At 65.0% G+C, this 20,998-nt stretch carries 19 protein-coding genes; 3 read left to right on the top strand and 16 right to left on the bottom strand.

The features are described from left to right. Positions 1 to 75: 75 nt before the first annotated feature. From V5F68_RS11575 to V5F68_RS11640, 14 genes are all read right to left on the bottom strand, one after another. Positions 76 to 378 carry an FAD assembly factor SdhE gene (locus V5F68_RS11575; protein WP_394014882.1) on the bottom strand — a complete coding sequence of 101 codons (303 nt, stop codon included), beginning with the start codon at positions 376 to 378 and terminating at the stop codon, positions 76 to 78. A 136-nt stretch (positions 379 to 514) separates the two neighbouring features. Next, positions 515 to 838: a hypothetical protein gene (locus tag V5F68_RS11580; RefSeq protein WP_394014883.1), complete on the bottom strand. Its 324-nt coding sequence runs from the start codon at positions 836 to 838 to the stop codon at positions 515 to 517. 82 nt (positions 839 to 920) lie between these two features. Further along, positions 921 to 1,688, bottom strand: a complete 768-nt coding sequence (gene surE / locus V5F68_RS11585) for a 5'/3'-nucleotidase SurE (protein WP_394014884.1) — start codon at positions 1,686 to 1,688, stop codon at positions 921 to 923. 194 nt (positions 1,689 to 1,882) lie between these two features. Then, entirely contained in the window at positions 1,883 to 3,331 is a 1,449-nt protein-coding gene (gene serS / locus V5F68_RS11590) for a serine--tRNA ligase (protein ID WP_394014885.1), read from the bottom strand. Positions 3,332 to 3,435: 104 nt separating this feature from the next. After that, positions 3,436 to 4,236, bottom strand: coding sequence for a twin-arginine translocase subunit TatC (gene tatC, locus V5F68_RS11595; protein WP_394014886.1), 801 nt, complete (start codon positions 4,234 to 4,236; stop codon positions 3,436 to 3,438). Continuing rightward, positions 4,233 to 4,838, bottom strand: coding sequence for a Sec-independent protein translocase protein TatB (gene tatB / locus V5F68_RS11600; RefSeq protein WP_394014887.1), 606 nt, complete (start codon positions 4,836 to 4,838; stop codon positions 4,233 to 4,235). Before tatB ends, tatC begins: the two co-directional genes overlap by 4 nt. Positions 4,839 to 4,893: 55 nt before the next feature. Beyond that, the gene (locus V5F68_RS11605) at positions 4,894 to 5,124 is read right to left on the bottom strand and encodes a twin-arginine translocase TatA/TatE family subunit (RefSeq protein WP_394014888.1); all 231 of its coding nucleotides are present in this window, start codon (positions 5,122 to 5,124) and stop codon (positions 4,894 to 4,896) included. Between the two features lie 173 nt (positions 5,125 to 5,297). Further along, positions 5,298 to 6,389, bottom strand: coding sequence for an ABC transporter ATP-binding protein (locus V5F68_RS11610; protein WP_394014889.1), 1,092 nt, complete (start codon positions 6,387 to 6,389; stop codon positions 5,298 to 5,300). Beyond that, positions 6,386 to 7,105: an SMC-Scp complex subunit ScpB gene (gene scpB / locus V5F68_RS11615; RefSeq protein WP_394014890.1), complete on the bottom strand. Its 720-nt coding sequence runs from the start codon at positions 7,103 to 7,105 to the stop codon at positions 6,386 to 6,388. The genes V5F68_RS11610 and scpB overlap by 4 nt, the downstream gene beginning before the upstream one ends. Further along, positions 7,102 to 7,908 (bottom strand): segregation and condensation protein A, encoded by an 807-nt coding sequence (locus V5F68_RS11620; protein ID WP_394014891.1) that lies wholly within the window; start codon positions 7,906 to 7,908, stop codon positions 7,102 to 7,104. Before V5F68_RS11620 ends, scpB begins: the two co-directional genes overlap by 4 nt. Positions 7,909 to 7,912: 4 nt before the next feature. Continuing rightward, complete coding sequence (nagZ, locus tag V5F68_RS11625) at positions 7,913 to 8,926, bottom strand: beta-N-acetylhexosaminidase (protein WP_394014892.1); 1,014 nt, start codon at positions 8,924 to 8,926, stop codon at positions 7,913 to 7,915. A gap of 131 nt (positions 8,927 to 9,057) precedes the next feature. Beyond that, positions 9,058 to 10,230, bottom strand: coding sequence for a peptidoglycan DD-metalloendopeptidase family protein (locus V5F68_RS11630; protein WP_394014893.1), 1,173 nt, complete (start codon positions 10,228 to 10,230; stop codon positions 9,058 to 9,060). A 125-nt stretch (positions 10,231 to 10,355) separates the two neighbouring features. Continuing rightward, positions 10,356 to 11,624: an alpha/beta hydrolase gene (locus tag V5F68_RS11635; protein ID WP_394014894.1), complete on the bottom strand. Its 1,269-nt coding sequence runs from the start codon at positions 11,622 to 11,624 to the stop codon at positions 10,356 to 10,358. Positions 11,625 to 11,715: 91 nt separating this feature from the next. Further along, positions 11,716 to 12,369, bottom strand: coding sequence for a protein-L-isoaspartate(D-aspartate) O-methyltransferase (locus V5F68_RS11640; protein ID WP_394014895.1), 654 nt, complete (start codon positions 12,367 to 12,369; stop codon positions 11,716 to 11,718). Positions 12,370 to 12,615: 246 nt separating this feature from the next. Between V5F68_RS11640 and recG the strand changes: the two genes are divergently transcribed. From recG to V5F68_RS11655, 3 genes are all read left to right on the top strand, one after another. After that, positions 12,616 to 14,724, top strand: a complete 2,109-nt coding sequence (gene recG, locus V5F68_RS11645; RefSeq protein ID WP_394014896.1) for an ATP-dependent DNA helicase RecG — start codon at positions 12,616 to 12,618, stop codon at positions 14,722 to 14,724. Between the two features lie 6 nt (positions 14,725 to 14,730). Continuing rightward, positions 14,731 to 15,159, top strand: a complete 429-nt coding sequence (locus V5F68_RS11650) for a YbaN family protein (protein ID WP_394014897.1) — start codon at positions 14,731 to 14,733, stop codon at positions 15,157 to 15,159. Between the two features lie 168 nt (positions 15,160 to 15,327). Further along, on the top strand, positions 15,328 to 17,385 hold the full coding sequence (locus tag V5F68_RS11655) for an acyltransferase family protein (protein ID WP_394015170.1): 2,058 nt from the start codon (positions 15,328 to 15,330) through the stop codon (positions 17,383 to 17,385). 167 nt (positions 17,386 to 17,552) lie between these two features. Here V5F68_RS11655 and glmS read toward each other — a convergent pair whose 3' ends face one another. Both glmS and glmU read right to left on the bottom strand, forming a co-directional pair. Next, complete coding sequence (glmS, locus tag V5F68_RS11660; RefSeq protein WP_394014898.1) at positions 17,553 to 19,376, bottom strand: glutamine--fructose-6-phosphate transaminase (isomerizing); 1,824 nt, start codon at positions 19,374 to 19,376, stop codon at positions 17,553 to 17,555. A 137-nt stretch (positions 19,377 to 19,513) separates the two neighbouring features. After that, complete coding sequence (glmU, locus tag V5F68_RS11665; protein WP_394014899.1) at positions 19,514 to 20,857, bottom strand: bifunctional UDP-N-acetylglucosamine diphosphorylase/glucosamine-1-phosphate N-acetyltransferase GlmU; 1,344 nt, start codon at positions 20,855 to 20,857, stop codon at positions 19,514 to 19,516. Positions 20,858 to 20,998 lie beyond the last annotated feature (141 nt).

Consider the following 20,998-nt stretch of genomic DNA (forward strand, 5'->3'; position numbering starts at 1 on the left):
GGCGAACCGGCGCCCGTCCAGCGGACCCGCAGGCCCGGCATCTCGAAGGGAGGGAAGGAAGAAAGGCGGCGAGCGCTAGAGCCCGCGCGGCACGCCACGGCCGGACAAATGAAAGCCCTGGAGCCGGCGAAATATCTCGGTGTCATGGTCGGGCGGCACGGGCACATTACCGCCGATCCAGGAAATCAGGTCGGGATCCTCCACCTCGATCAGGATCTCGAACGCTGTCACCTCGTCCTCGGTGAGGGTCTCGATCTCGGCATCGGCGAAGCGGCCCATGAGCAGATCCATCTCGCGCGTGCCGCGATGCCAGGCCCGGAACAGGATGCGCCTGCGGCGTACATCCAGCCCTGCGCTCGATTTCTCGGTTCCCGTCACGATTGGCATCCTCCCGCGCGATCCGGCGCGTGCAACAGCAAAGCGCGGCCGAGCCCCTTTGGCGCCCGTCCGTGCCCATGCTTATAGTCGCTTTTGAAGCGCGCTGGCCAGTGCCGGGCCCGCGCGCGCCCGGACGCTATTTCTTCGAGAGGTCGCGGCCGAGATAATAGAGGCCGAGCGGCGGGATGAGCGTGCCGAAGAAGGTCTCGGTCGCTTCGGTCTGCGTCAGTTCCCGATGCTGGGTCACGGCCACATAGCCGGCGGTGAGGATCATCGATGCGGGCAGCGCGAAGCCCATGCCGAGCGCGATCCCGCCCAGGGTGGTGATGCCGACCCCGGTCTTGCCGGCCAGATGGACCGGCGCCACCGGCACCGGCTCCGCATAGGCCCAGGCGCTTGAACACGCCCCGTTCAACATGCCGGCAACCGCCAGTGTTGCCACAATCCATTTCGCGCGCATTCGACTGCCCCTCAGGTGATTCCGCATCCGAGATTAGGCCGGCGAACACTGCCCTTATAGTGAAGCTGAAGCTATCTTACGGTTACTTTTCCTCAAACACCTGGGCGAGGCGGGTCATGAAGGGCTCGTCGGTCATGTCGAGCCGCAGGGGCGTCACGGAAATGCGGCCCTCGTCGAGCGCGCGCAGGTCCGAGCCGGGGACGGTGGCGAAGACGCGGCGCTCGAAGCCAATCCAATAATAGGCATTGCCGCGCCCGTCTTGGCGCGCGTCGATGCGCATGAGATTCTGGTCGCGCCGGCCCTGGGCGGTCACGGCGATGCCCTGCACATCCTTCGGCGGGCGATCCGGGAAATTCACGTTCACCAGGATGCCGGGCGGGATGCCTTCCTTCAGCAAGGTGCGGATCACCTCCGGCGCATGGGCCTCGGCGGTGTCGTAGGAGGGATTGGCCCGCGTCGCCGGGCCGAACGCCTGCGACAAGGCGATGGAGGAAATGCCGAGAATGGTCCCTTCGATAGCCCCCGCGACCGTGCCGGAATAGCTCACGTCCTCGGCGATGTTTTGCCCCCGATTGACGCCCGAGAGCACGAGATCCGGCGCCTTGCCTTCCATGAGATGGCGCACCGCCATGATGACGCAATCTGTTGGCGTGCCCTTCACCGCGAAGCGCTGATCTTCCACTTGCCGCAGGCGCAGCGGATCGCTGAGCGAGAGCGAATGGGCAACGCCCGACTGATCGGTTTCCGGCGCAACCACCCACACATCGTCCGACAGGGCGCGGGCGATGCGCGCGCATGCATCGAGCCCAGGCGCGTGGATGCCATCGTCATTGGTAACCAGGATGCGCATGGGAACGGGTCCTCGTGTCCGACCGGTCGGCACCGGTCGTGTGGAATGGCGGGCGGCGCCGCGCGCCGGCAGGGATGCGGCCGGGCGGCGCCCGAAGAGCGCTGCTTACCCGGAGTGGGCGGCCGCTGCAACGAAAGGGGGAGGTCTTCGAAGGGACGGGACGCGCAGCGCGGCGATCCTGGCCCGCCTTGCCGCTATTTCAATTTCTCGATCACCTTGAGCCCGCCCATGTAGGGCAGAAGCGCGTCCGGCACGGCGACGGCGCCATTCTCCTGCTGGTAATTCTCCAGCACCGCCACCAGCGCGCGGCCGACCGCGACGCCGGAGCCGTTCAGCGTATGGACGAAGCGGGGGGCGCCGGGCTTGCCGTTCGCATCCTTCGGGCGATAGCGCGCATCCATGCGGCGGGCCTGGAAATCGCCGCACACCGAGCAGGAGGAAATCTCGCGATACATCCCCTGCCCCGGCAGCCACACCTCGATGTCATAGGTCTTCTGCGAGGCGAACCCCATGTCGCCGGTGCAGAGCGTGACCACGCGATAATGCAGGTCCAGCTTCTTCAGCACCGCCTCGGCGCAGGCGAGCATGCGCTCGTGCTCCTCCAGCGATTTTTCCGGCGCGGTGATGGACACCAATTCCACCTTGGTGAACTGGTGCTGGCGGATCATGCCACGCGTATCGCGCCCCGCCGACCCGGCCTCGGCCCGGAAGCACGGCGTGCAGGCGGTGAGGCGCAGGGGGAGTTCTTCTTCCGAGAGGATGGATTCGCGCACGAGGTTCGTTAGCGGGACTTCGGCGGTGGGGATGAGCCAGAGTTTCGCCCGATCTTCCTCCACACGATCAAGGTACGGAAGAAAAATCTCTGCGTCGGCCTGTTGTGCCGTCTTTATCTTGCCACTGCCCAAGTCGAACAAAAATTTTTCCTCAGCGGCGGCGATGTCTTCCTTTGAAAGCGTGCGATGTGCCTTAAACTGATCATCCTCAAATTTCGGCAACTGTGCCGTGCCGAACATCGCCTCGTCGCGCACCAGCAGCGGCGGGTTTACTTCCGTATAGCCGTGCTCTTGCGTATGCACGTCCAGGAAGAACTGGCCGAGCGCCCGCTCCATGCGGGCCAGCGGGCCCTTGTTGACCACGAAGCGCGCGCCGGACAGCTTCGCCGCCGTGTCGAAATCCATCATCCCGAGGCCTTCGCCCACCTCGAAATGCTGTTTCGCCGCGAAATCATAAGCGGGCTTGGTGCCGGAGACGCTTTTCTCCACATTGTCGTGCTCGTCCGCGCCATCGGGCACGCTGCCCAGCGGCACGTTGGGGATGGCGGCAAGCTCGGTGGTGAGCGCGGCGTCCAGCGCTTTTGCTTCCTGCTCCAGGGCGGGAACATCCACCTTCAGCCGGCCGACTTCCTCCATGAGGGCGGCGGCGCGGGCTTCATCCTTCGCCGCCTTGGCCTGGCCGATTTCCTTGGACGCGGCATTGCGGCGGGCGAGCAGCCCTTCCAGCGTGGTGAGCGTGGCGCGGCGCTGCCCATCGAGCGCCAGCAGCTTGTCGCGCAGGGCGGTCGCCTCGGCCACATCGACGCGGCGGCGCGTCAGGGCTGTGACGAGGCCTTCGGGCTGCTCGCGGATCCATTTGATATCGTGCATGAAACCGGCTCCGCCGCGAAAAGGCGACGGGGCCGCGCCGCCCCCTCGGGACGGTGAGGCTTCATCCCTCGCCGAACAGTGTGGGATGCGCCCCCTTGGGAGCCTCAGTCCGCCGCTTCGGCAGCCTCGCGGGCCGCTTCCGCCGCGTTCCGCCGCTTCTCGACGATGCGCACCAGATAGACCGAAATCTCGTAGAGAAGCAGCGTCGGGATCGCAAGAGACAGCTGGCTGATGACATCCGGCGGCGTGAGCACGGCAGCCAGGATGAACACGCCGACGATGGCATAGCGCCGCGCCTTGGTGAGCATCTCGGCCGTCACCACCCCCACCTGCGCCAGCAAGGTGAGAATCACGGGCAGCTGGAAGCAGATGCCGAACGCCAGGATCAGCGTGGTGATAAGCGAGAGATATTCGCTCACCTTCGGCAGCAGCGAGATTTCCGCCCGCCCGTCGCCGCCCACCTGTTGCATGCCCAGGAAGTAGGTCATGGCCAGCGGCATGGCGACGAAATAGACGAACGCCGCGCCGATGAGGAAGCAGATGGGCGTCGCCACCAGATAGGGAACGAACGCATTCTTCTCGTGCTTATAGAGGCCCGGCGCCACGAACATATAGACCTGCGTCGCCACCACCGGGAAGGAGATGAACGCCGCGCCGAACATGCCGAGCTTGATCTGGGTGAACAAAAATTCCTGCGGCGCCGTGTAGATGAGCTTCACGCCCGGCGCGAAGCCGGAGGCGAACTCATAGGGCCACAACAGGATATTGTAGATCTGCTTCGCCAGCATGAAGCAGATGAAGAAGGCGATCAGGAACGCGATCACCGACTTGATCAGGCGCGAGCGCAGCTCGATCAGATGCTCGATGAGCGGCGCCTTCGACGCGTCGATATCGTCCGTGGTCATGCCCGGGGCCCTTCTGTCCGCGTGCCGTCCGGGTCCGAAGACGGCGCGGGCAGCGCCACGGCCTCGACCGGGGGCGCGAGAAGATCGGGCTCGGCGGCGGGGGGCGGTAACGGCACGAGGGGCTCGCTTGAAACGGCAAGGGTGGGCGCGGCCTGAACCGGCGCCACGGGAACGACGATCTGCGCGGTGGCGGCGGTAATCGCGGCGGCCGCGCTCATGGCCGCCGCCTCATGGGGCGAGAGGGTCTTGGTCACCGCGGGGGGATCCAGCGGAGACAGGTCCACCGGCGCGGCCGGCTTGGCCGTGCCCTCGACTGTGGAGCGGATCTCCTCGCGGATGCTGCGCAGCGGGTCGAAAACCTCCGATCCGGGGAAGGAGGATTTCGCGCTTTCGGTGATATTGCCGATCTCGCTGCGCATGTCGGAGAGGTCGGCTTCCCTAAGGGCATCTTGAAACTGCCCCTGGAACTCGCCGGCCATGCGGCGCAGCTTGGTGACCGTGCGCCCCACGGTGCGCAGAACCGATGGCAATTCCTTGGGCCCGATGACGATCAGCGCGACAACGCCGATCAACATGAGCTCAGACCAGCCGATGTCGAACATGACGGCTCAATGCCTGCGGCTCAGCCGCGGCCTCCTCTTGCGCCCGAATGAAGCCTCAGACGGCCTTCTTCTCTGCCTCGGGTGCAGCCGACGTCTGGTGCGGAATCGGACGCGGCGCCTCCGGCGCGGCAGCCGGCGCCGGCGTGTCATCCTCGGCCAAGCCCTTCTTGAAGGACTTGATGCCCTTGGCCACGTCGCCCATCAGGTCGGAGATCTTGCCGCGACCGAACAGGAGGAGCACCACGGCCAGCACGATGATCCAGTGCCAGATGCTCAACGAACCCATAACACTTCCTCCAAAAACGTCGCGCGCAGAGCGCCGATCGCGCGGCTTTGCGCCGCTCACATGACACCGACTCTAGAGCATGTGCCGATAAAGTTGAACGACTTTTCCCGCTCGGAAGCGTCGCTCCACTCACCTTGCGGCATCCGCTCGGCCTGCGCGCCCAAAAACGAGCGTTATCCCCCGGAAGCGGCGAAAACAAGGACTTCGGACGGGTCCACCATCACGCCCACGTCCCGGCCGGGCACGGCGCCCGGCGGCGCCCGCAGCCGCGCCACCACCGGCCGGTCGCGACCGGCCACCATCACTTCGACGAGATCGAGCTCGCCCAGGAACCGCCGTTCCACCACCCGGCCCCGAATGCCGCAGGGATTGGCGGTGAGCGAAATGCCCTGCGGCCGCACCGCGAGCACGGCCGCACCGTCCGCCGCGCCGCGCGGCGCGGGAAAGCTGCCGAGCGGGCTGTCCACCCATCCGCCCCGCACGATGGCGTCCATCTCGTTCAGCTCGCAGAAGAAGCGCGCAGCCCCGAGGTCGCGGGGCGCGCGATACAGCTCTTCCGGCGGCCCCACCTGCACCAGCTCGCCATTGCGCAGCAGGGCGATGCGGTCGGAGAGGCGCATCGCCTCCTCGGGATCGTGGGTGACGATGATGCAGGTGGCGCGCGCATCGCGCAGCACCGCCAGCGTATCGGCCCGCACCTGGTCGCGCAGGCGCCGGTCGAGACCCGAGAACGGCTCGTCCAGCAGCAGGATGCCGGGACGCGGGGCAAGCGCGCGCGCCAGCGCCACACGCTGCTGCTGACCGCCCGACAATTCGTGGGGATAGGCCCCCGCGTAACGTTCCAGATCGACGCGGGCGAGTGCGCGCAGCGCCTCCCCCTCGGCTTCCGACTTGCGCAGGTCCGACAGGCCGAACATCACGTTCTGCAAATTGGTGAGGTGCGGGAACAGCGCATAATCCTGGAACACCAGGCCGATGCCGCGCCGCTCCGCCGGCACGAAGGCGGAGGGACCCGCCATCTCTATCGTATCGACGCTGATGCGCCCGCTGTCCGGCCGCTCGATGCCTGCTGCGAGGCGCAGCAGCGAGGTCTTACCGCAGCCGGAATTGCCGAGCAGGCACAACACCTCGCCGGGCCGCACATGCAAGGTGATGCCGCGCACCGCCTCCACGTCGCCATAGGACAGGCGCACATCCTCGAAGCTCAGGCCCTTGGCGATGGCGGCGGGAGTTCGCTGGCGCACGGTCTTGGTCTCGATATTCATTCCTCGTCCTCGTCGCCCGGCTGCGGCGGCGGTGCAAGGGCGAAGTCGAGAGGGTCGGCCTCCAGCGGCTCTTCGTCCTCGCGCAGCGCGTCAGCATCCGACGGCAGCGGAATGGAGAAACCGGAAGGTATGCGCCCGTCCAGCAGCCCCGCGCCCTTCAGTTCGTCCAGGCCGGGCAGATCCTGCACGCCGTCGAGGCCGAAATGGACAAGAAAGCCGGGCGTGGTTCCATATGTCACGGGGCGGCCCGGCGCCTTGCGGCGACCGCGCAGGCGCACCCAGCCGCTTTCCAACAGCACATCCAGCGTGCCCTTGGAGGTGGAGACGCCACGGATCTCCTCGATTTCCGCCCGAGTCACGGGCTGATGGTAGGCGATGATGGCGAGCACCTCGATGGCCGCGCGCGAGAGCTTGCGCGGCTCGGGTGCGCCGGCCGCAACCACCGGGGCAAGGTCCGGCGCCGTGCGCAGCATCCAACCGCCGGCCACCTTCACCACATTCACGCCGTGGCGGGCATAATCGGCGGTCAGCGCGTCCATAAGGGCGGGAATGTCCGCGTCCGCCGGCAGATGCAGGCGCAGCGCGTTGGCGTCCAGCGGCATGGCGGAGGTGAACAGCAGCGCCTCGATGATCCGCAGGTCGCGGGCAAGCGCAAGCGCCCGCTCGTCCTCGGGACGGGCGTCGAACAGATCGACGCGCGGCGCGGCGCGGTTCATGCCCCGCCCTCCTCCGGCGCCCGGTTGCGCAGCCAGAGCGGGGCGAAGGGCGCATCCTGGCGTATGTCCAATGTCCCGTCCTTCACCATCTCCAGGCTGGCCGAAAAGCTGGAGGCCAGCGCCGTCGCCCGCTGCTCGGGCGTGGCGAGATAGTCTAGCAGGAAGTGGTCGAGACGCATCCAATCGCCGGCAACCCCGCCGAGCAGGCGCTCCAGCCGGGAACGCGCCTCGGCCAGCGACCAGACCGCGCGGGTCTTCAGCGTGACATAGGAGAGCGCCTGCTTCTGCCGCTGGGCGGCATAAGCGGAAAGCAGATCGTACAGCGTCGCCGTATAGGTCACCGGCTGGTCGGTGCCGCGCGGGCGTTCCGGCACTTCTCTTGGAAACACGTCGCGCCCGAGCCGCTCGCGGGCCATCAGCCGCGCCGCCGCCTGCCGGATGCGTTCGAGATGCCGCAGGCGCCGGGCGAAGGCGGCGGCCATCTCCTCGGCGCTCGGCCCATCCTCCTGCGGCGGCAGCGGCAGAAGCAGGCGCGACTTGAGATAGGCGAGCCAGGCCGCCATCACGAGATAGTCGGCGGCCAGTTCCAGCCGCACCTTGCGGGCGGCGTCGATGAAGGCGAGGTATTGGTCCGCCAGCGCCAGGATGGACAGCCGCGTCAGATCCACCTTCTGGGTGCGCGCCAAGGCGAGCAGAAGGTCCAGCGGGCCTTCGAAGCCGTCGATGTCCACCACGAAAGCGCCATCCCCGGCCGAGGCGGGAATGTCCTCGGCAAATTCGGGGGTGTCGGAGGCGGTGGACATGGCCTTATCTGGATACTCCCAACAGGCTGGCGAGCCGAAGCCGCGCTTCCATCGCGTCGAACCGGTCGGACACGACTCGCAGCGCCAGCGCCCGCTCCGCCCGCCCGGCGGCGAGACCTGCGAGCGGCGGGGCATTCTCCGCCACCTCAGCCATTTCTTCCAGCTTGCCGTTGCAATGCAGGAGCATGTCGCAACCGGCGGCGATGGAGGCGGCGGCACGCTCGCCCACGCTTCCCGAAAGCGCGCCCATGGAAAGGTCGTCGCTCATCACGAGCCCGGAAAAGCCGATGAAGCCGCGGATGATCTCGTCCATCACCACGGGCGAGGTGGTGGCGGGCCGTTCGGCATCCAGCGCCGCGTAGACCACATGGGCGGTCATGGCGAGCGGCAGATGGGCAAGCGGACGGAAAGCGGCGAAATCCGTGCGCTCCAGCCCGGCGCGGTCGGTGTCCACCACCGGCAGGCGCTCGTGGCTGTCCACGCGGGCGCGGCCGTGTCCGGGGATATGCTTCACCACCGGCAGCACGCCGCCATCCAGCAGGCCGCCCGCGGCAGCGCGGGCCAGCGCCGCCACTTGCTCGGGCGTCTCGCCATAGGCGCGATTGCCGATGATGCCGTGGCCCTCCGGCAGGCGCAGGTCCGCCACCGGCAGGCAATCCACATCGATGCCGAGGTCGGCGAGATCGGCTGCGATCAGCCGGGAATTGAGGCGCACCGCCTCCAGGCCCAATTCTCGTTCCCTAGAATAAAGAGTGCCGAACGCCTCGGCCGGCGGATATTCGGGCCAATGCGGCGGCCGCAGGCGCTGCACCCGCCCGCCTTCCTGGTCGATCAGCACCGGCGCATGCCAGCCGAGCGCATCGCGCGCCTCGGCCACCAGGAGACGCACCTGGTCCGGCGTCTCCACGTTGCGCGCGAACAGAATGAGGCCCCAGGGTGCGCGGGCGCGCAGAAAATCGCGCTCCTGCGGCAGCAGGCGGGGCCCGGCGAGCCCGACGATGAAAGCATTCGCGGTCATGGGATCGGCCTAACGGGGCGTCATGCACGCGTCAAGGCACGGCACGCCCTGGGCCGGACCGACGAAAAAAGGCCGGGACGATGCCCGGCCTGAAGGTGGTTCTTGGAGGAACAGCGTCGGGCGGCCCTGCCTCAGAGGCCGGCCACATATTGGCTCGGGTCCACGGGCTGGGAGCCCTTGCGGATCTCGAAGTGAAGCTGGGGCGTGGAGACGCCGCCGCTCTGGCCCGCCTTGGCGACGATCTGGCCGCGCCGCACGGTGTCGCCGCGCTTCACCATCAGTTCGCTGTTGTGGGCATAGGCGGTGACATAACCATCCGCATGCTTGATGAGCACGAGATTGCCGTAGCCCTTCAGTTCGTTGCCGGCATAGGCGACGGTGCCGTCCTCGGCAGCGCGCACGCCGGTGCCTTCGGGCACCGCGAAATTCACGCCGTCGTTGCGGGTGCCGCCCGGCTTGGGACCAAAGCCGGAGATCACCCGGCCACGCACCGGGGCGCGGAACTGGGGACCGGAGCCGGGGGTGCGGGCGGAATCGTCGGCATCATCGGCCGGCGTGACCTTGGCGGCGGTCTCAACCTTGGCCGGAGCGGCGGCGGACGCGACCTTGGCTGGAGCCGGGGCAACGGCCGGCGTCGCAGCAGTGACGACGGGCGCCGGTGCGGCGGGAACGGTCGCGGGCTTGGCAGCGACAACGGTCTTGGGCGCTGCGGCCGGAGCCGCTGCGGGCGGGGGCACCGCCGCGACGACGCTCGGCTTGGCGGCGGCCGGCGCGGGCCGGATCTGCGCCAAATTGCCGGCGGTTCCCGGCGGCACCACGAGCGTCTGGCCGATCTTCAGCTGCGCGTCCGGGGAGAGACCATTGACCTGCGCCAGATGGGCGCGGGTCATGCCATAGCTCTGCGCCACCGAAGTGAGCGTTTCGCCCGAGGTCACCACATGGCTGGCGCCGCGCGCCGCCGTATGGGTCTGCGCCGGGGCGGCGGCATAGGTCGCGGCGCCGTAATTAGGAGCGCCGTACAGCGGCTGCCCGCCCGAGGGCGGCGGCGGCGGGGCGGCATAGGCGACCGGAGGCCCGGCCGGCGCAAGGGGCGCCGAGGCGATGGGCGCGGAATCGACCCGGCCCGTCGGCGCGGCGCCGAGCGAACCCGTCACCTCCGGCGAGCCCTGGCTCGCCATGGGCCCAGGAGTGGAGGAGAAGCGCGCCGAATCCGAGCTGCACCCGGCGAGCGCACCGGAGACGAGCCCGACCATGGCGAGCCGCGCCAAGACGTTTTGTCCCAAGGTTTCGCGGGAAGAAAGCATGTGACCGAACTCGCACGCAACGAACATGCGGCCACTTAAGAGCCCCAGCAGTAAACGGCGCCTTAAGCTCCCGAGCCTTCCTCAGCATTTCCTTCAGTGTGACAATTACGCAACGTCGCTCAGGATTACTCTACCTTCGGAACGGTGGTCAAAAGACGCCCCGTGGAGCCTGCGGTAGAGGACAGTTGACCGCCGAGGCTTTCCATCTGCGCGCCGTAATTCTCGCGCGTGGAGGGATCGAGAACCGCCGCCGGGGCGGAGAGCACCACCCCGGCCGCCGTGCCGATGGTCGTCGCTGTGCCGGCGGTCACCTGAATGATCCGGTCGCCCACGCCCTCGCGGCCGTCGGTCATGGTCTGGCCCTCGGCAAGGCGGCCGCCGATCATCTTCACCACTTCCGGGCTCTCGGCGAACTTGCCGTGGTTGAGCTTGTCGTCGGTCTGCAGCTTGGTGAGGTCCAGCACCGTGATGTGGTCGCGCTCGAACTCGGTGCGGAACGGCTCCTGCTCGGGATCCACCTGCCCGAGGCGCGCTGCCGAGCCCCAGACCTGCTTGGAGACCTGGAGGGCGCGGTCGTCCTGCGAGACGAAGATGGTGAAGTTGGGCTTGGGATTGCCGAAATCGGAGAACTGGGTGCGGAAGATGTCCACATCCACGTCCGGGGCCGCCAACATGACGTTGCGAATCTTCGGCGCGATGCGGCCGTTGCGGATCGCCATCTGGCGCAGCGCTTCCAGCGTCACCCAATTGCCCATGGAATGGGCCAGGATGGAGATTTCGCCCACGTCCGGGTCATTGGCGAGGTGAGCCAGCAATTTTTCCAGCGCGTCGCGCGAATAGCTGGCGCTCTCGCGATCATAACCATAGGCGAGCAGGCTGCCGCGCGAGGGCCAGGTGAAGAGGATCGGCGTCACCGGCGCGTTCGAGTCGTGCACGATCTGCGCGAAGCGGAAGACGGCGTCCTCGAAGCGGTTGTTATAGCCGTGGATGAAGATCAACGCCTGCCGGCGCGGCGTCGTCTTGATGCGCTTGTTGAACCAGTCGAGCGCGGCGCTCTGGGTGAGGACATCGGCGCGCAGGGTCACGAAATCGGTGGCGGGATTGCCCGGCACGCTCTTCGGCCATTGCACGTCGCCCACCTTGCGGTTGGCGGCCGGGGGAACGGAAACGGCGATTTCGGCGAAGCTCAGCATGGTGCCGCGATCGCCGGAGAACATGTCGAGATTTTTGGCCGGCGCGCGGGTGGTGGCCACCACCATTTCAACCACGCTGGCGCCCGGCACGGTATATTCCACCGGCACCAATATACCGGGCGGGCGACCACCGCATGCAGCCAGCCCGAGACTGAGCGTCGTGGCAAGCACCACGGCGCGACTGCACGATCCGAGCCGCATCACGTCCCCTAAACTCCCTCCGCAGCGGGTGCGGAGAGATGTGGATAGAGGAGCAAAGCAGCCGGTGCAATGCACCGTGCTCAGCATTTGTTTACAAAGTCGCGGCTGCCCCAGCGATAAGCGGCACGAATCGCACCGGCATCATCTGCGTCGCCACCAAGCCGGTCGCGCCCTTTACGAAGCGTGTCAGCGTCTGCACTTCATTGGGATCGCCCACGGGGGCGATGAGGATTCCATCGATCCGCAGCTGATCCACCAGCGATTGCGGCAGCTCCGCCGTCGCTGCGGTCACGAGGATGCGATCGAACGGGGCGCGCGCCGGCAGACCCGTGCGCCCGTCGCCCACGAATGCGGTGACGTTGCGCAATCCCAGCACGTTGAAGCGCACCTGCGCCTCGCTCACGAGCTGGCGATAGCGGTCGATGGTCGCCACTTGTCCCGCGAGGTGGGAGAGCACGGCCGCCTGATAGCCCGAGCCCGTGCCGATCTCCAGCACGCTGTGCTGCGCATTCACCGCCAGCGCTTCGGTCATGGCGGCCACCACGCTCGGCTGCGACATGGTCTGTCCGCAGGCGATGGGCAGGGCCACGTCGTCATAGGCGTGCCGGCGCAGGGCCGGGTCCACGAACAGCGCGCGCGGCACCAGTTCCATGGCCCGCAATACCGCAACATCCTGGATGCCGCGGTGGCGCAAGCCGAGCACGAACGAGATGCGCTCCTGCTTCTCGGCGTCGGTATCCGCCATCGCGCCGTCCTGTTCCACAGATTGCTCAGCGGGCATAATACACCACTTTCAAAGACGGCTGCGCGCGCTTTTCCCGCGTCATGCCGCCAACACCTTGATGGCAGAGGCATTCCCGGCTTCTGGGGGAAAATGGGATCTCCTCCGCGCGGTTCAACGCCGCCGGCCGCGGTTAAGTTTCGCTCGTCCCGAGGGTTTGCATGGCGCGCTCTTGCGCATGGCGCGTGGCTCGGCCACTTTCGCCGCGCCATGCGCCCGGCTTTGCTCGATCCCCTCTTTGCGCCGCTCACCAGCCTTTCGGGCATCGGCCCCAAACTGGAAAAGCCGTTCGCCCGCCTGCTGGCGCGCGAGACGCCGCGGGTGATCGACCTCTTGTTCCATCTGCCCTCGGGCTATGTGGACCGCCGCGCCCGGCCGCGCATCGCGGATGCCCCGCCCGATACCGACGTGACGGTCGAGGTGCTGGTGGAGGACCATCAGGCGCCGCCGCCCGGCCGCCGCGCGCCCCATCGCACGCTGGTAAGCGATTCCAGCGGCGATCTGACCGTGGTGCATTTCAACATCGACCGCACCCGCATCGAGCGCCTGCTGCCGGTGGGCGAGACCCGCTGGCTGTGCGGCCGCATCACGCTCTATGACGGCATGCGGCAGATGACCCATCCCGACCGCATCCTGGATGCGGCGGGCCTTGCCAAGCTGCCGCCCATCGAACCCACCTATCCCCTGGTGGAGGGCCTCGCCGCCGGCCATGTGCGGCGGGCGATCGAGGCGGCGCTGGCCCGCATCCCGGATCTGCCGGAGATGATCCCCTTGGAGGGGATGCCGACGGACCTGTTCAAGGACGGCCGCTGGCCGAGTTTTCGCGACGCGCTCCATCGCGTTCACCGGCCGGCGGACCTCGCCGAGGCGGCGCCCACCGGCACCGCCTGGCAGCGCCTCGCGTTTGAGGAACTGCTCGCCCATCAGGTGACATTGGCGCTGGTGCGAGCCCGGCAGATCGAGACCGGCGGGCGGCCGAGCGTTGGCGACGGCCGTATCTCCCACGCCGTGCGAAGCGCCCTGCCCTTTTCGCTGACCGGCGCACAGGAAACCGCGCTCGCCGCCATCACCGCCGATATCGCCTCGGACAAGCGCATGCTGCGGCTGCTCCAGGGCGATGTCGGCTCGGGCAAGACCGTGGTGGCGCTGCTGGCCGCCGCCAGCGTGATAGAGGCGGGCCGGCAGGCGGCGCTGATGGCGCCCACCGAGATCCTGGCCCGCCAGCATCTGGAAACCATCGCGCCGTTGGCCGCCAAGGCCGGCATCGAAACCGCCATCCTCACGGGCCGGGAAAAGGGGCGCGCCCGCGAGGCGATTCTGGCCGGCCTGCGGGAGGGGCGCATCGGCCTCGTGCTCGGCACCCATGCGCTGATCCAGAACGATGTGGCTTTCGCCGACCTCGCGCTCGCCATCGTCGACGAGCAGCACCGCTTCGGCGTGGAACAACGCCTCGCGCTCTCTCGCAAGGGCGAGGCGGTGGACATGCTGCTGATGACCGCCACCCCCATTCCCCGCACGCTCGTGCTCACCCTGTTCGGCGATATGGAAAGTTCCGAACTGCGGGAAAAGCCGCCGGGGCGCCAGCCCATCGACACGCGCTCGGTCTCCATCGAGCGGCTCGACGAGGTGGTGGCCGCCGTGGGGCGCGCGCTCATGCACGGGGCGCAATGCTATTGGATCTGCCCGCTGGTGGAGGAAAGCGACGTTTCCGACCTTGCCGCCGCCAGCGAACGCCACGAGAGCCTGCAGCATTATTTCGGCGACAAGGCCGGCCTCGTCCACGGCCGGCTTTCCGGGGCGCAGAAGGATGCGGTGATGGCCCGCTTCGCCAGCGGGGAAACGCGCATTCTGGTGGCAACCACGGTGGTGGAAGTGGGCGTGAACGTGCCAAACGCCACCATCATGGTGATCGAGCATGCCGAGCGGTTCGGCCTCGCGCAATTGCACCAGCTGCGCGGGCGCGTGGGGCGTGGCGACAAGGCCTCCACCTGCCTGCTGCTCTATCGGGGCCCTTTAAGCGAAACCGCGAAAGCACGCCTCGCGATTCTGCGCGAGAGCGAGGACGGCTTTGCCATCGCGGAGGAGGATCTGCGGCTGCGCGGCGAGGGCGACGTGCTCGGCACCCGGCAGAGCGGCTTTCCCGGATTCGCCCTCGCGCGGCTGGATGTGCATGCGGCCCTGGTGCCCAAGGCGCGGGAAGTCGCCGCGCACATCGTCGGCGCCGATCCCACGCTCGGCGGGGCACAGAGCGCGCCGGTGCGCATGATGCTGTATCTCCACGAGCGCGACGCCGCGATGCGCTTGCTCTCGGCGGGTTGAAGGACGATGGTCCCGCCCGACATGCCAGCCGCCCCCTCCCCCGATCCGCGCTCGCGTCCCGCCGATTTGCGCGCCCTGCTCCTGCACCGCGCCATTTTCGCAGCCGGATGCGTATTTCTCACGCTCGGCGCCATCGGCATGGTGGTGCCCATGATGCCGGGCACGGTGTTCCTGATTCTCGCCGCCTGGTGCTTCGCGCGCACCTCGCCAAGATTCGAGGCGTGGCTTCTCAACCACCGCTATCTCGGCCCGAGCGTCGCCCGCTGGCAGGAGACCGGCGCCATTCCCTGGCCGGTGAAGCTGCTGGCGCTCACCAGCTTCGTCGGCACCTGGAGCGCATCCTGGTACATGGGCGCGCCGATGGCGGTGCTGATCGGGCTCGGGATTTTCTTCTCGGTGCTGGCGCTCTTCATGGTGACGCGGCCGTCGCGGTGAGGCGGGCTCAGAGCCTTTTTTGAAATTCAAAGGGCACAACCGCCCCCTGTCATGGCCGGGACACGCTCGGCCACGACTTTTATAAGCTGCCTGAGAGGTCGGCAGCGCCCAGTCCGCAAAATTTCCAAACAGGACTAAAAAACTGGAATGACAACACAGACTCCGCATATGCCACATTCCAGGTATCGCCCTGACATTGACGGCTTGAGAGCTGTCGCCGTGCTGTCTGTCGTCGCTTTTCACGCATTCCCGGATTGGATGAAAGGCGGATTCATTGGTGTCGATGTTTTTTTTGTTATTTCCGGTTTCCTGATTTCAACAATCATATTTGAAAATATTGACAGGGGCACGTTCAGCTTCTCTGAGTTTTACGCAAGGCGTATCAAGCGAATATTCCCGGCCTTGCTGCTGGTGCTCGTTGCAAGTTTTGTTTTTGGCTGGTTCGCACTGCTAGCGGACGAGTACGAGAAGCTCGGTAAGCACATTGCCGCAGGCGCCGGATTTATTCCTAATCTTGTATCATGGGGGGAGGCAGGATATTTCGATAATTCGTATGAAACAAAGCCGCTTTTACATTTGTGGAGTTTAGGTATCGAGGCACAGTTTTACATCATATGGCCACTTTTTTTATGGATTTTTTGGAAGAATAAAATCAACCTATTTACCACTACTATTATCATCACCCTTATTTCGTTTGCATTAAATCTTATTAGCGCCGGGCAAAACTCCGCGATCACCTTCTACGCGCCTCAAACTAGATTTTGGGAGCTGTTGTGCGGAAGCATTTTGGCTTGGCTCGCACTCTACAGGAATGACTATTTTACCGAATGCGGTTTAAAATTTGACACTCTTATTTATAAGTTAGCTTATCGAGAACCGGAAAAGATTGACGGTAAAATATTTTCAAACGCGATCTCTTTAGTCGGTAGCTTATTTTTAGTCTACGGATTTATTCGAATCACAAAGGAGTTTAATTTTCCTGGAGAGTGGGCGGCAATTCCTGTTTTAGGAACTCTTTTGATCATTTCGTCAGGATCTGGCGCTTGGATAAATCGAAATATACTATCAAATAAGATTGCCGTTTGGCTTGGCCTAATCAGCTTTCCGCTTTATTTGTGGCACTGGCCGTTGCTATCCTTCGCCAGGATAATGGAGAGTGAGACTCCAAGCCTCAACATTCGCATTGCGGCTATTGCTCTTGCAGTCGCGCTTGCTTGGCTCACCTATAATTTTGTCGAACGCCCCATGCGCTTAGGTGGCGGCAGCAGGGTCAAAGTTGCGGTTCTAGCTATTTTAATGTCCGCTATCGGCGCCGTTGGCTACACTGCGTATGCGTGTGATGGGTTCAAATTTAGAAATTCTGTGACGCTTGTTCAGAATCAAGCTGCCGATTTGGATTTTAAATTTGAAAGAATGATGAGCGGTTGGATTTGCGACTCTCTCACCTATAAAGGTTCTAGATGTTTTTATACTGGCGTAAACCCCTCTGTTGTTATTCTCGGGGATAGCCACGCAGCAAGAATTTATTGGGGTCTTAGAGAATTCTACTCCTCCCAGGGCAAAGGTGTAGGTGTATTTGGCGGCGGCGGAGGCTGCCCGCCGCTACTAAACGTAGTAAGCAAGCCCAATTCAGGCAACGACACCCAAAATTGTTTATTAAAAATAACGCAAGCTATTAAAAAGATAATTGATACCCCGGGAATTGAGGAAGTAATACTTACTTCAAGAGGCCCTCTATATACGGAACATAAAGTCTTCGGCGAGATTGATGGCGATAGATTCGAAAAATGGATTCTCCATTATGAAAACGAACAGCAAGGAATGAGGAGCAATTCAGATGTCTTCTTTGGGGGTCTTGAATCCACAATTGATACCCTTGTTTCCGCCGGAAAGAAGGTTACGTACTTACGCGATGTTCCAGAATTAGATTTTGATATCAGGTCGTGCCTGGTTAAAAGGCCGATAACTTTAACTTCAAAAATGAAAGAACCTTGTGCGATTCTAATATCTAAATTCGAGGCTAGAAATCGTGAATTTAAATCAGGCGTAGATAATATTTTAAATTCACGACCATATGTGAAAGTTGTTGATCTGTCAGAAGCTTTGTGTGACGAAAAGTACTGCTACGGAGGGAAAGACGGCGTTCTATTTTACATTGATGACAATCACCTTAGTCGTCGTGGTTCAGAATATGTTGTTCGCCGTTTATGGGACAAATTTCGGTAGGGGTGCGATGCCTCCACGACGTGTATTTGTTACCATTATGAGCCTGCTCGGAAATTTGCCGGACTGGGCGCTTGCCAGCCTCTCGGGCACCTCACAACCGTCATGGCCAGGCATGTCCCCGGCCAGCCATGCGGAGGGTGAGATCGGCCCATTCACTCTCCCCGCCCTCACTCCACGGTGACGGATTTCGCCAGATTGCGCGGCTGGTCAACGTCCGTGCCCATGATCACCGCCGTGTGGTAGGCGATGAGCTGCACGGGAATCGAATAGACCAGCGGCCCCACGGTCGCCGGCATCTCCGGCAGGATCAGCTTCTGGATCGCGTCCACATTCGCCTGCGCCGCGCCGGCCGGGTCGGTGACGAGGATGATCTTGCCGCCACGGGCCGCGACCTCCTCCATGTTGGAGACGGTCTTGTCGAAGATGCGGTCGGAGGGGGCGATCACCACCACCGGCATCTTCTCGTCGATCAGCGCGATGGGTCCATGCTTCAGCTCGCCGCCGGCATAGCCCTCGGCGTGGATGTAGGAGATTTCCTTCAGCTTCAACGCGCCTTCCAGGGCCAGCGGATAATTGGTGCCGCGGCCGAGATAGAGCACGTCCTGCGCCTTGGAGAGGGTGCGGGCGAGCACCTCGATTTCCGGGCTCAGCTTGAGCGCCTCGGTCATCAGGCGCGGCACTTCCATCATGGCGCGCACCAGACGATGCTCGTCCTCTAGGGAAAGATTGCCCTTGGCGCGGCCGGTGGCCACCGCCAGGCACAAAAGCGTCGCCAGCTGGCAGGTGAACGCTTTGGTGGAGGCGACGCCGATTTCCGGACCGGCGAGAATCGGCAGCACCACGTCCGCCTCGCGGGCGATGGTCGACGTGGGCACGTTCACCACCGCAACCACCTTCTGCCCGCACTCCTTGGCATAGCGCAGAGACGCGAGCGTATCGGCGGTCTCGCCCGACTGGGAGATGACGATCGTCACGCCGCCCGGGGGCAAGGGGGTTTCGCGATAGCGGAACTCGGAGGCGATGTCGGTGCTCACCGGAATGCGGGCGAACCGCTCGAACCAATATTCAGCCACCGCGCCGGCATAGAGCGCCGTGCCGCAGGCGGTGATCGACATATGGCTGATGTCGGCGAGCGCGAACGGCAGCTCGGGCAGGCACACCACCTCCTCGGCGATGTCCACATAATGGCTGAAGGTGTGGGCGATGACCTCGGGCTGCTCGTAGATTTCCTTCGCCATGAAATGGCGGTGGTTGCCCTTGTCCACCACCAGCGTACCGGCGGCGACCTTCTGGATCGCGCGCTGGACGATCGCGCCGCGCTCGTTGCGGATCTCGACGCCGCCGCGATGCAGGATCGCCCAGTCCCCCTCTTCCAGATAGGAGACGGTGTCGGTGAACGGGCCGAGCGCGATCGCGTCGGAGCCGAGGAACATCTCGCCCTCGCCATAGCCGATGGCGAGCGGCGAACCGCGCCGGGCGGCGATCATCAGATCGTCAAAGCCGTCGAACACGAAGGCGAGCGCGAACGCGCCCTTCAGGCGCGGCAGCACCGCGCCCACCGCGCTGACCGGGTCCAGGCCCGCCAGCAGTTCGCGATCCACGAGCTGGGCGACCACTTCGGTGTCGGTGTCGCTCTTGAAGGTGATGCCGCGGCCGATCAGCTCTTCCTTCAGCTCGCGGAAATTCTCGATGATCCCATTGTGCACCGCAGCAACGCGCTTGGTGGCGTGGGGGTGCGCATTGCGCTCGGAGGGCTTGCCGTGGGTCGCCCAGCGGGTGTGGCCGATGCCGGTGTGCCCGTGCAGCGGGTGACGGTCCAGCTTCTTCTCAAGGTTCCGCAGCTTGCCTTCGGCGCGGCACAGCGTGAGATGATTGTCTTCCAGGGTCGCGATGCCGGCGGAATCATAGCCGCGATATTCCAGGCGGCGGAGGGATTCCACCAGGTTTTCCGCCACGGGTGTTTTACCAAGAATGCCGACGATGCCGCACATGACCGATTGCGCTCCGTAAGTGTCACACCCGAGGCCGGTTAAAGCCTGCTTCGCCGCGCTCCGCCAGCCTGCGTGGCGCGGTGCAGCATCACTTCCTCTTTCGCTTCCTGACCGCCTCTCGCAGGCGAAAGGAGCGATCAGTCCTTGTGCTTGGCGCGGTCGCGGAATTCCGGCGCCCAGCCCGGCTTCACAACCTGCCGCCCGCGGGCAATCGCCAACGCATCGTCAGGCACGTTATCGGTGATGACCGACCCGGTGCCCACATAGGCTCCCGCGCCGATGGTCACCGGCGCCACGAGCGCCGAATGCACGCCGATGAAGGCGCCCGCGCCGATTTCCGTCCGCGATTTGGTGAAGCCGTCGTAATTGCAGGTGATGGTGCCGGCGCCGAGATTGCTGTTCGCGCCCACATGGGCATCGCCCACGTATGAGAGATGGTTCACCTTAACACCACGTTCAAGGTGGGCGGCCTTGGTCTCGACGAAGTTGCCGATGCGCACCCCGGTATCGAGCCGCGTGCCCGGCCGCAGCCGCGCGTAAGGACCGATGGTGACGCCGCTTTCCAGGTGCGCCCCTTCCAGATGGCAGAAGGAATGGATCACCACGTCATTGCCGACGCTCACTCCCGGGCCGAACACCACGTGCGGCTCCACGACCACGTCGCGGCCAAGTTCGGTGTCGGCGCTGAAGAACACGGTTTCGGGGGCGACCAGGGTGGCGCCGCCCGCCATGGCCGCGAGCCGAAGCCGCTTTTGGATGATGGCTTCCGCCTCGGCCAGCTGGATGCGGCTGTTGACGCCCGCCACGTCCTCCGCCTCGCCCTCGGCGGCGATGGTGGCATGGCCCTGGGCGCGGGCGATCTCGACCGCGTCGGTGAGATAATATTCGCCCTTGGCATTGTCGTTGCCGATGCGGTCCAGCAGGTCCAGCGCATGGGCGCCGGAGAGCGCCATCAGCCCGGCATTGCAGAAATCGATCTGCCGCTCGCTGGGGCTCGCGTCCTTCTCCTCGCGGATGGCGAGCAATTCGCCGCCGTGAGTGATGAGGCGGCCGTAGCCGGTGGGATCGGCGGCATAAAAGCCCAGCGCCACGACGGCGGCGCCGCTGGCGAGCGGCGCCCGCAGGGCGAGCAGGGTCTGGGAGCGCACGAGCGGCGTGTCGGCATAGAGCACCAGCACATCGTCCACCGGCTGCCCCAGCGCGGCGCGGGCGGCGAGCACGGCGTGGGCGGTGCCGAGCCGCTCTTCCTGGAGAAACACCTGGGCGTGGGGGGCGATGCGATGGGCCTCCTCGGCCACATCGGCGCGGCCGGGACCGACCACCACGGCGACGCGCGTCGCGCCGGCCCCGCGGGTGGCTTCTAGCACATGGTGCAACATGGTGCGGCCCGCGATCTTATGGAGCACCTTGGGCACGCGCGATGCCATCCGCGTGCCTTCGCCGGCAGCCAGAATCACGACAAGAAGACTGCGTTCGCTCATGGGAATCCTCGCGCCACGACCAACGCGGCCCTTCTAGAGCGAAAACGGCATCCTTGTCGCCATCCGATCTCGCCGGCGCGCCAGGATCCGCGCCGGCTTGGGAAAATGATGGAAGCTAAACCTTAAGCGAAGGTGAGAGCG

The organism is Roseixanthobacter pseudopolyaromaticivorans (genome assembly GCF_043195145.2).
GTDB lineage: Bacteria > Pseudomonadota > Alphaproteobacteria > Rhizobiales > Xanthobacteraceae > NCEH01.

Bases quoted from the DNA above. Each gene is read 5' to 3' on its own strand.
- V5F68_RS11580 (WP_394014883.1), bottom strand. From the start codon at position 838: ATGCGCGCGAAATGGATTGTGGCAACACTGGCGGTTGCCGGCATGTTG.
- surE (WP_394014884.1), bottom strand. From the start codon at position 1,688: ATGCGCATCCTGGTTACCAATGACGATGGCATCCACGCGCCTGGGCTC.
- serS (WP_394014885.1), bottom strand. From the start codon at position 3,331: ATGCACGATATCAAATGGATCCGCGAGCAGCCCGAAGGCCTCGTCACA.
- tatC (WP_394014886.1), bottom strand. From the start codon at position 4,236: ATGACCACGGACGATATCGACGCGTCGAAGGCGCCGCTCATCGAGCAT.
- tatB (WP_394014887.1), bottom strand. From the start codon at position 4,838: ATGTTCGACATCGGCTGGTCTGAGCTCATGTTGATCGGCGTTGTCGCG.
- V5F68_RS11605 (WP_394014888.1), bottom strand. From the start codon at position 5,124: ATGGGTTCGTTGAGCATCTGGCACTGGATCATCGTGCTGGCCGTGGTG.
- V5F68_RS11610 (WP_394014889.1), bottom strand. From the start codon at position 6,389: ATGAATATCGAGACCAAGACCGTGCGCCAGCGAACTCCCGCCGCCATC.
- scpB (WP_394014890.1), bottom strand. From the start codon at position 7,105: ATGAACCGCGCCGCGCCGCGCGTCGATCTGTTCGACGCCCGTCCCGAG.
- V5F68_RS11620 (WP_394014891.1), bottom strand. From the start codon at position 7,908: ATGTCCACCGCCTCCGACACCCCCGAATTTGCCGAGGACATTCCCGCC.
- nagZ (WP_394014892.1), bottom strand. From the start codon at position 8,926: ATGACCGCGAATGCTTTCATCGTCGGGCTCGCCGGGCCCCGCCTGCTG.
- V5F68_RS11630 (WP_394014893.1), bottom strand. From the start codon at position 10,230: ATGCTTTCTTCCCGCGAAACCTTGGGACAAAACGTCTTGGCGCGGCTC.
- V5F68_RS11635 (WP_394014894.1), bottom strand. From the start codon at position 11,624: ATGCGGCTCGGATCGTGCAGTCGCGCCGTGGTGCTTGCCACGACGCTC.
- V5F68_RS11640 (WP_394014895.1), bottom strand. From the start codon at position 12,369: ATGGCGGATACCGACGCCGAGAAGCAGGAGCGCATCTCGTTCGTGCTC.
- recG (WP_394014896.1), top strand. From the start codon at position 12,616: ATGCGCCCGGCTTTGCTCGATCCCCTCTTTGCGCCGCTCACCAGCCTT.
- V5F68_RS11650 (WP_394014897.1), top strand. From the start codon at position 14,731: ATGGTCCCGCCCGACATGCCAGCCGCCCCCTCCCCCGATCCGCGCTCG.
- V5F68_RS11655 (WP_394015170.1), top strand. From the start codon at position 15,328: ATGCCACATTCCAGGTATCGCCCTGACATTGACGGCTTGAGAGCTGTC.
- glmS (WP_394014898.1), bottom strand. From the start codon at position 19,376: ATGTGCGGCATCGTCGGCATTCTTGGTAAAACACCCGTGGCGGAAAAC.
- glmU (WP_394014899.1), bottom strand. From the start codon at position 20,857: ATGAGCGAACGCAGTCTTCTTGTCGTGATTCTGGCTGCCGGCGAAGGC.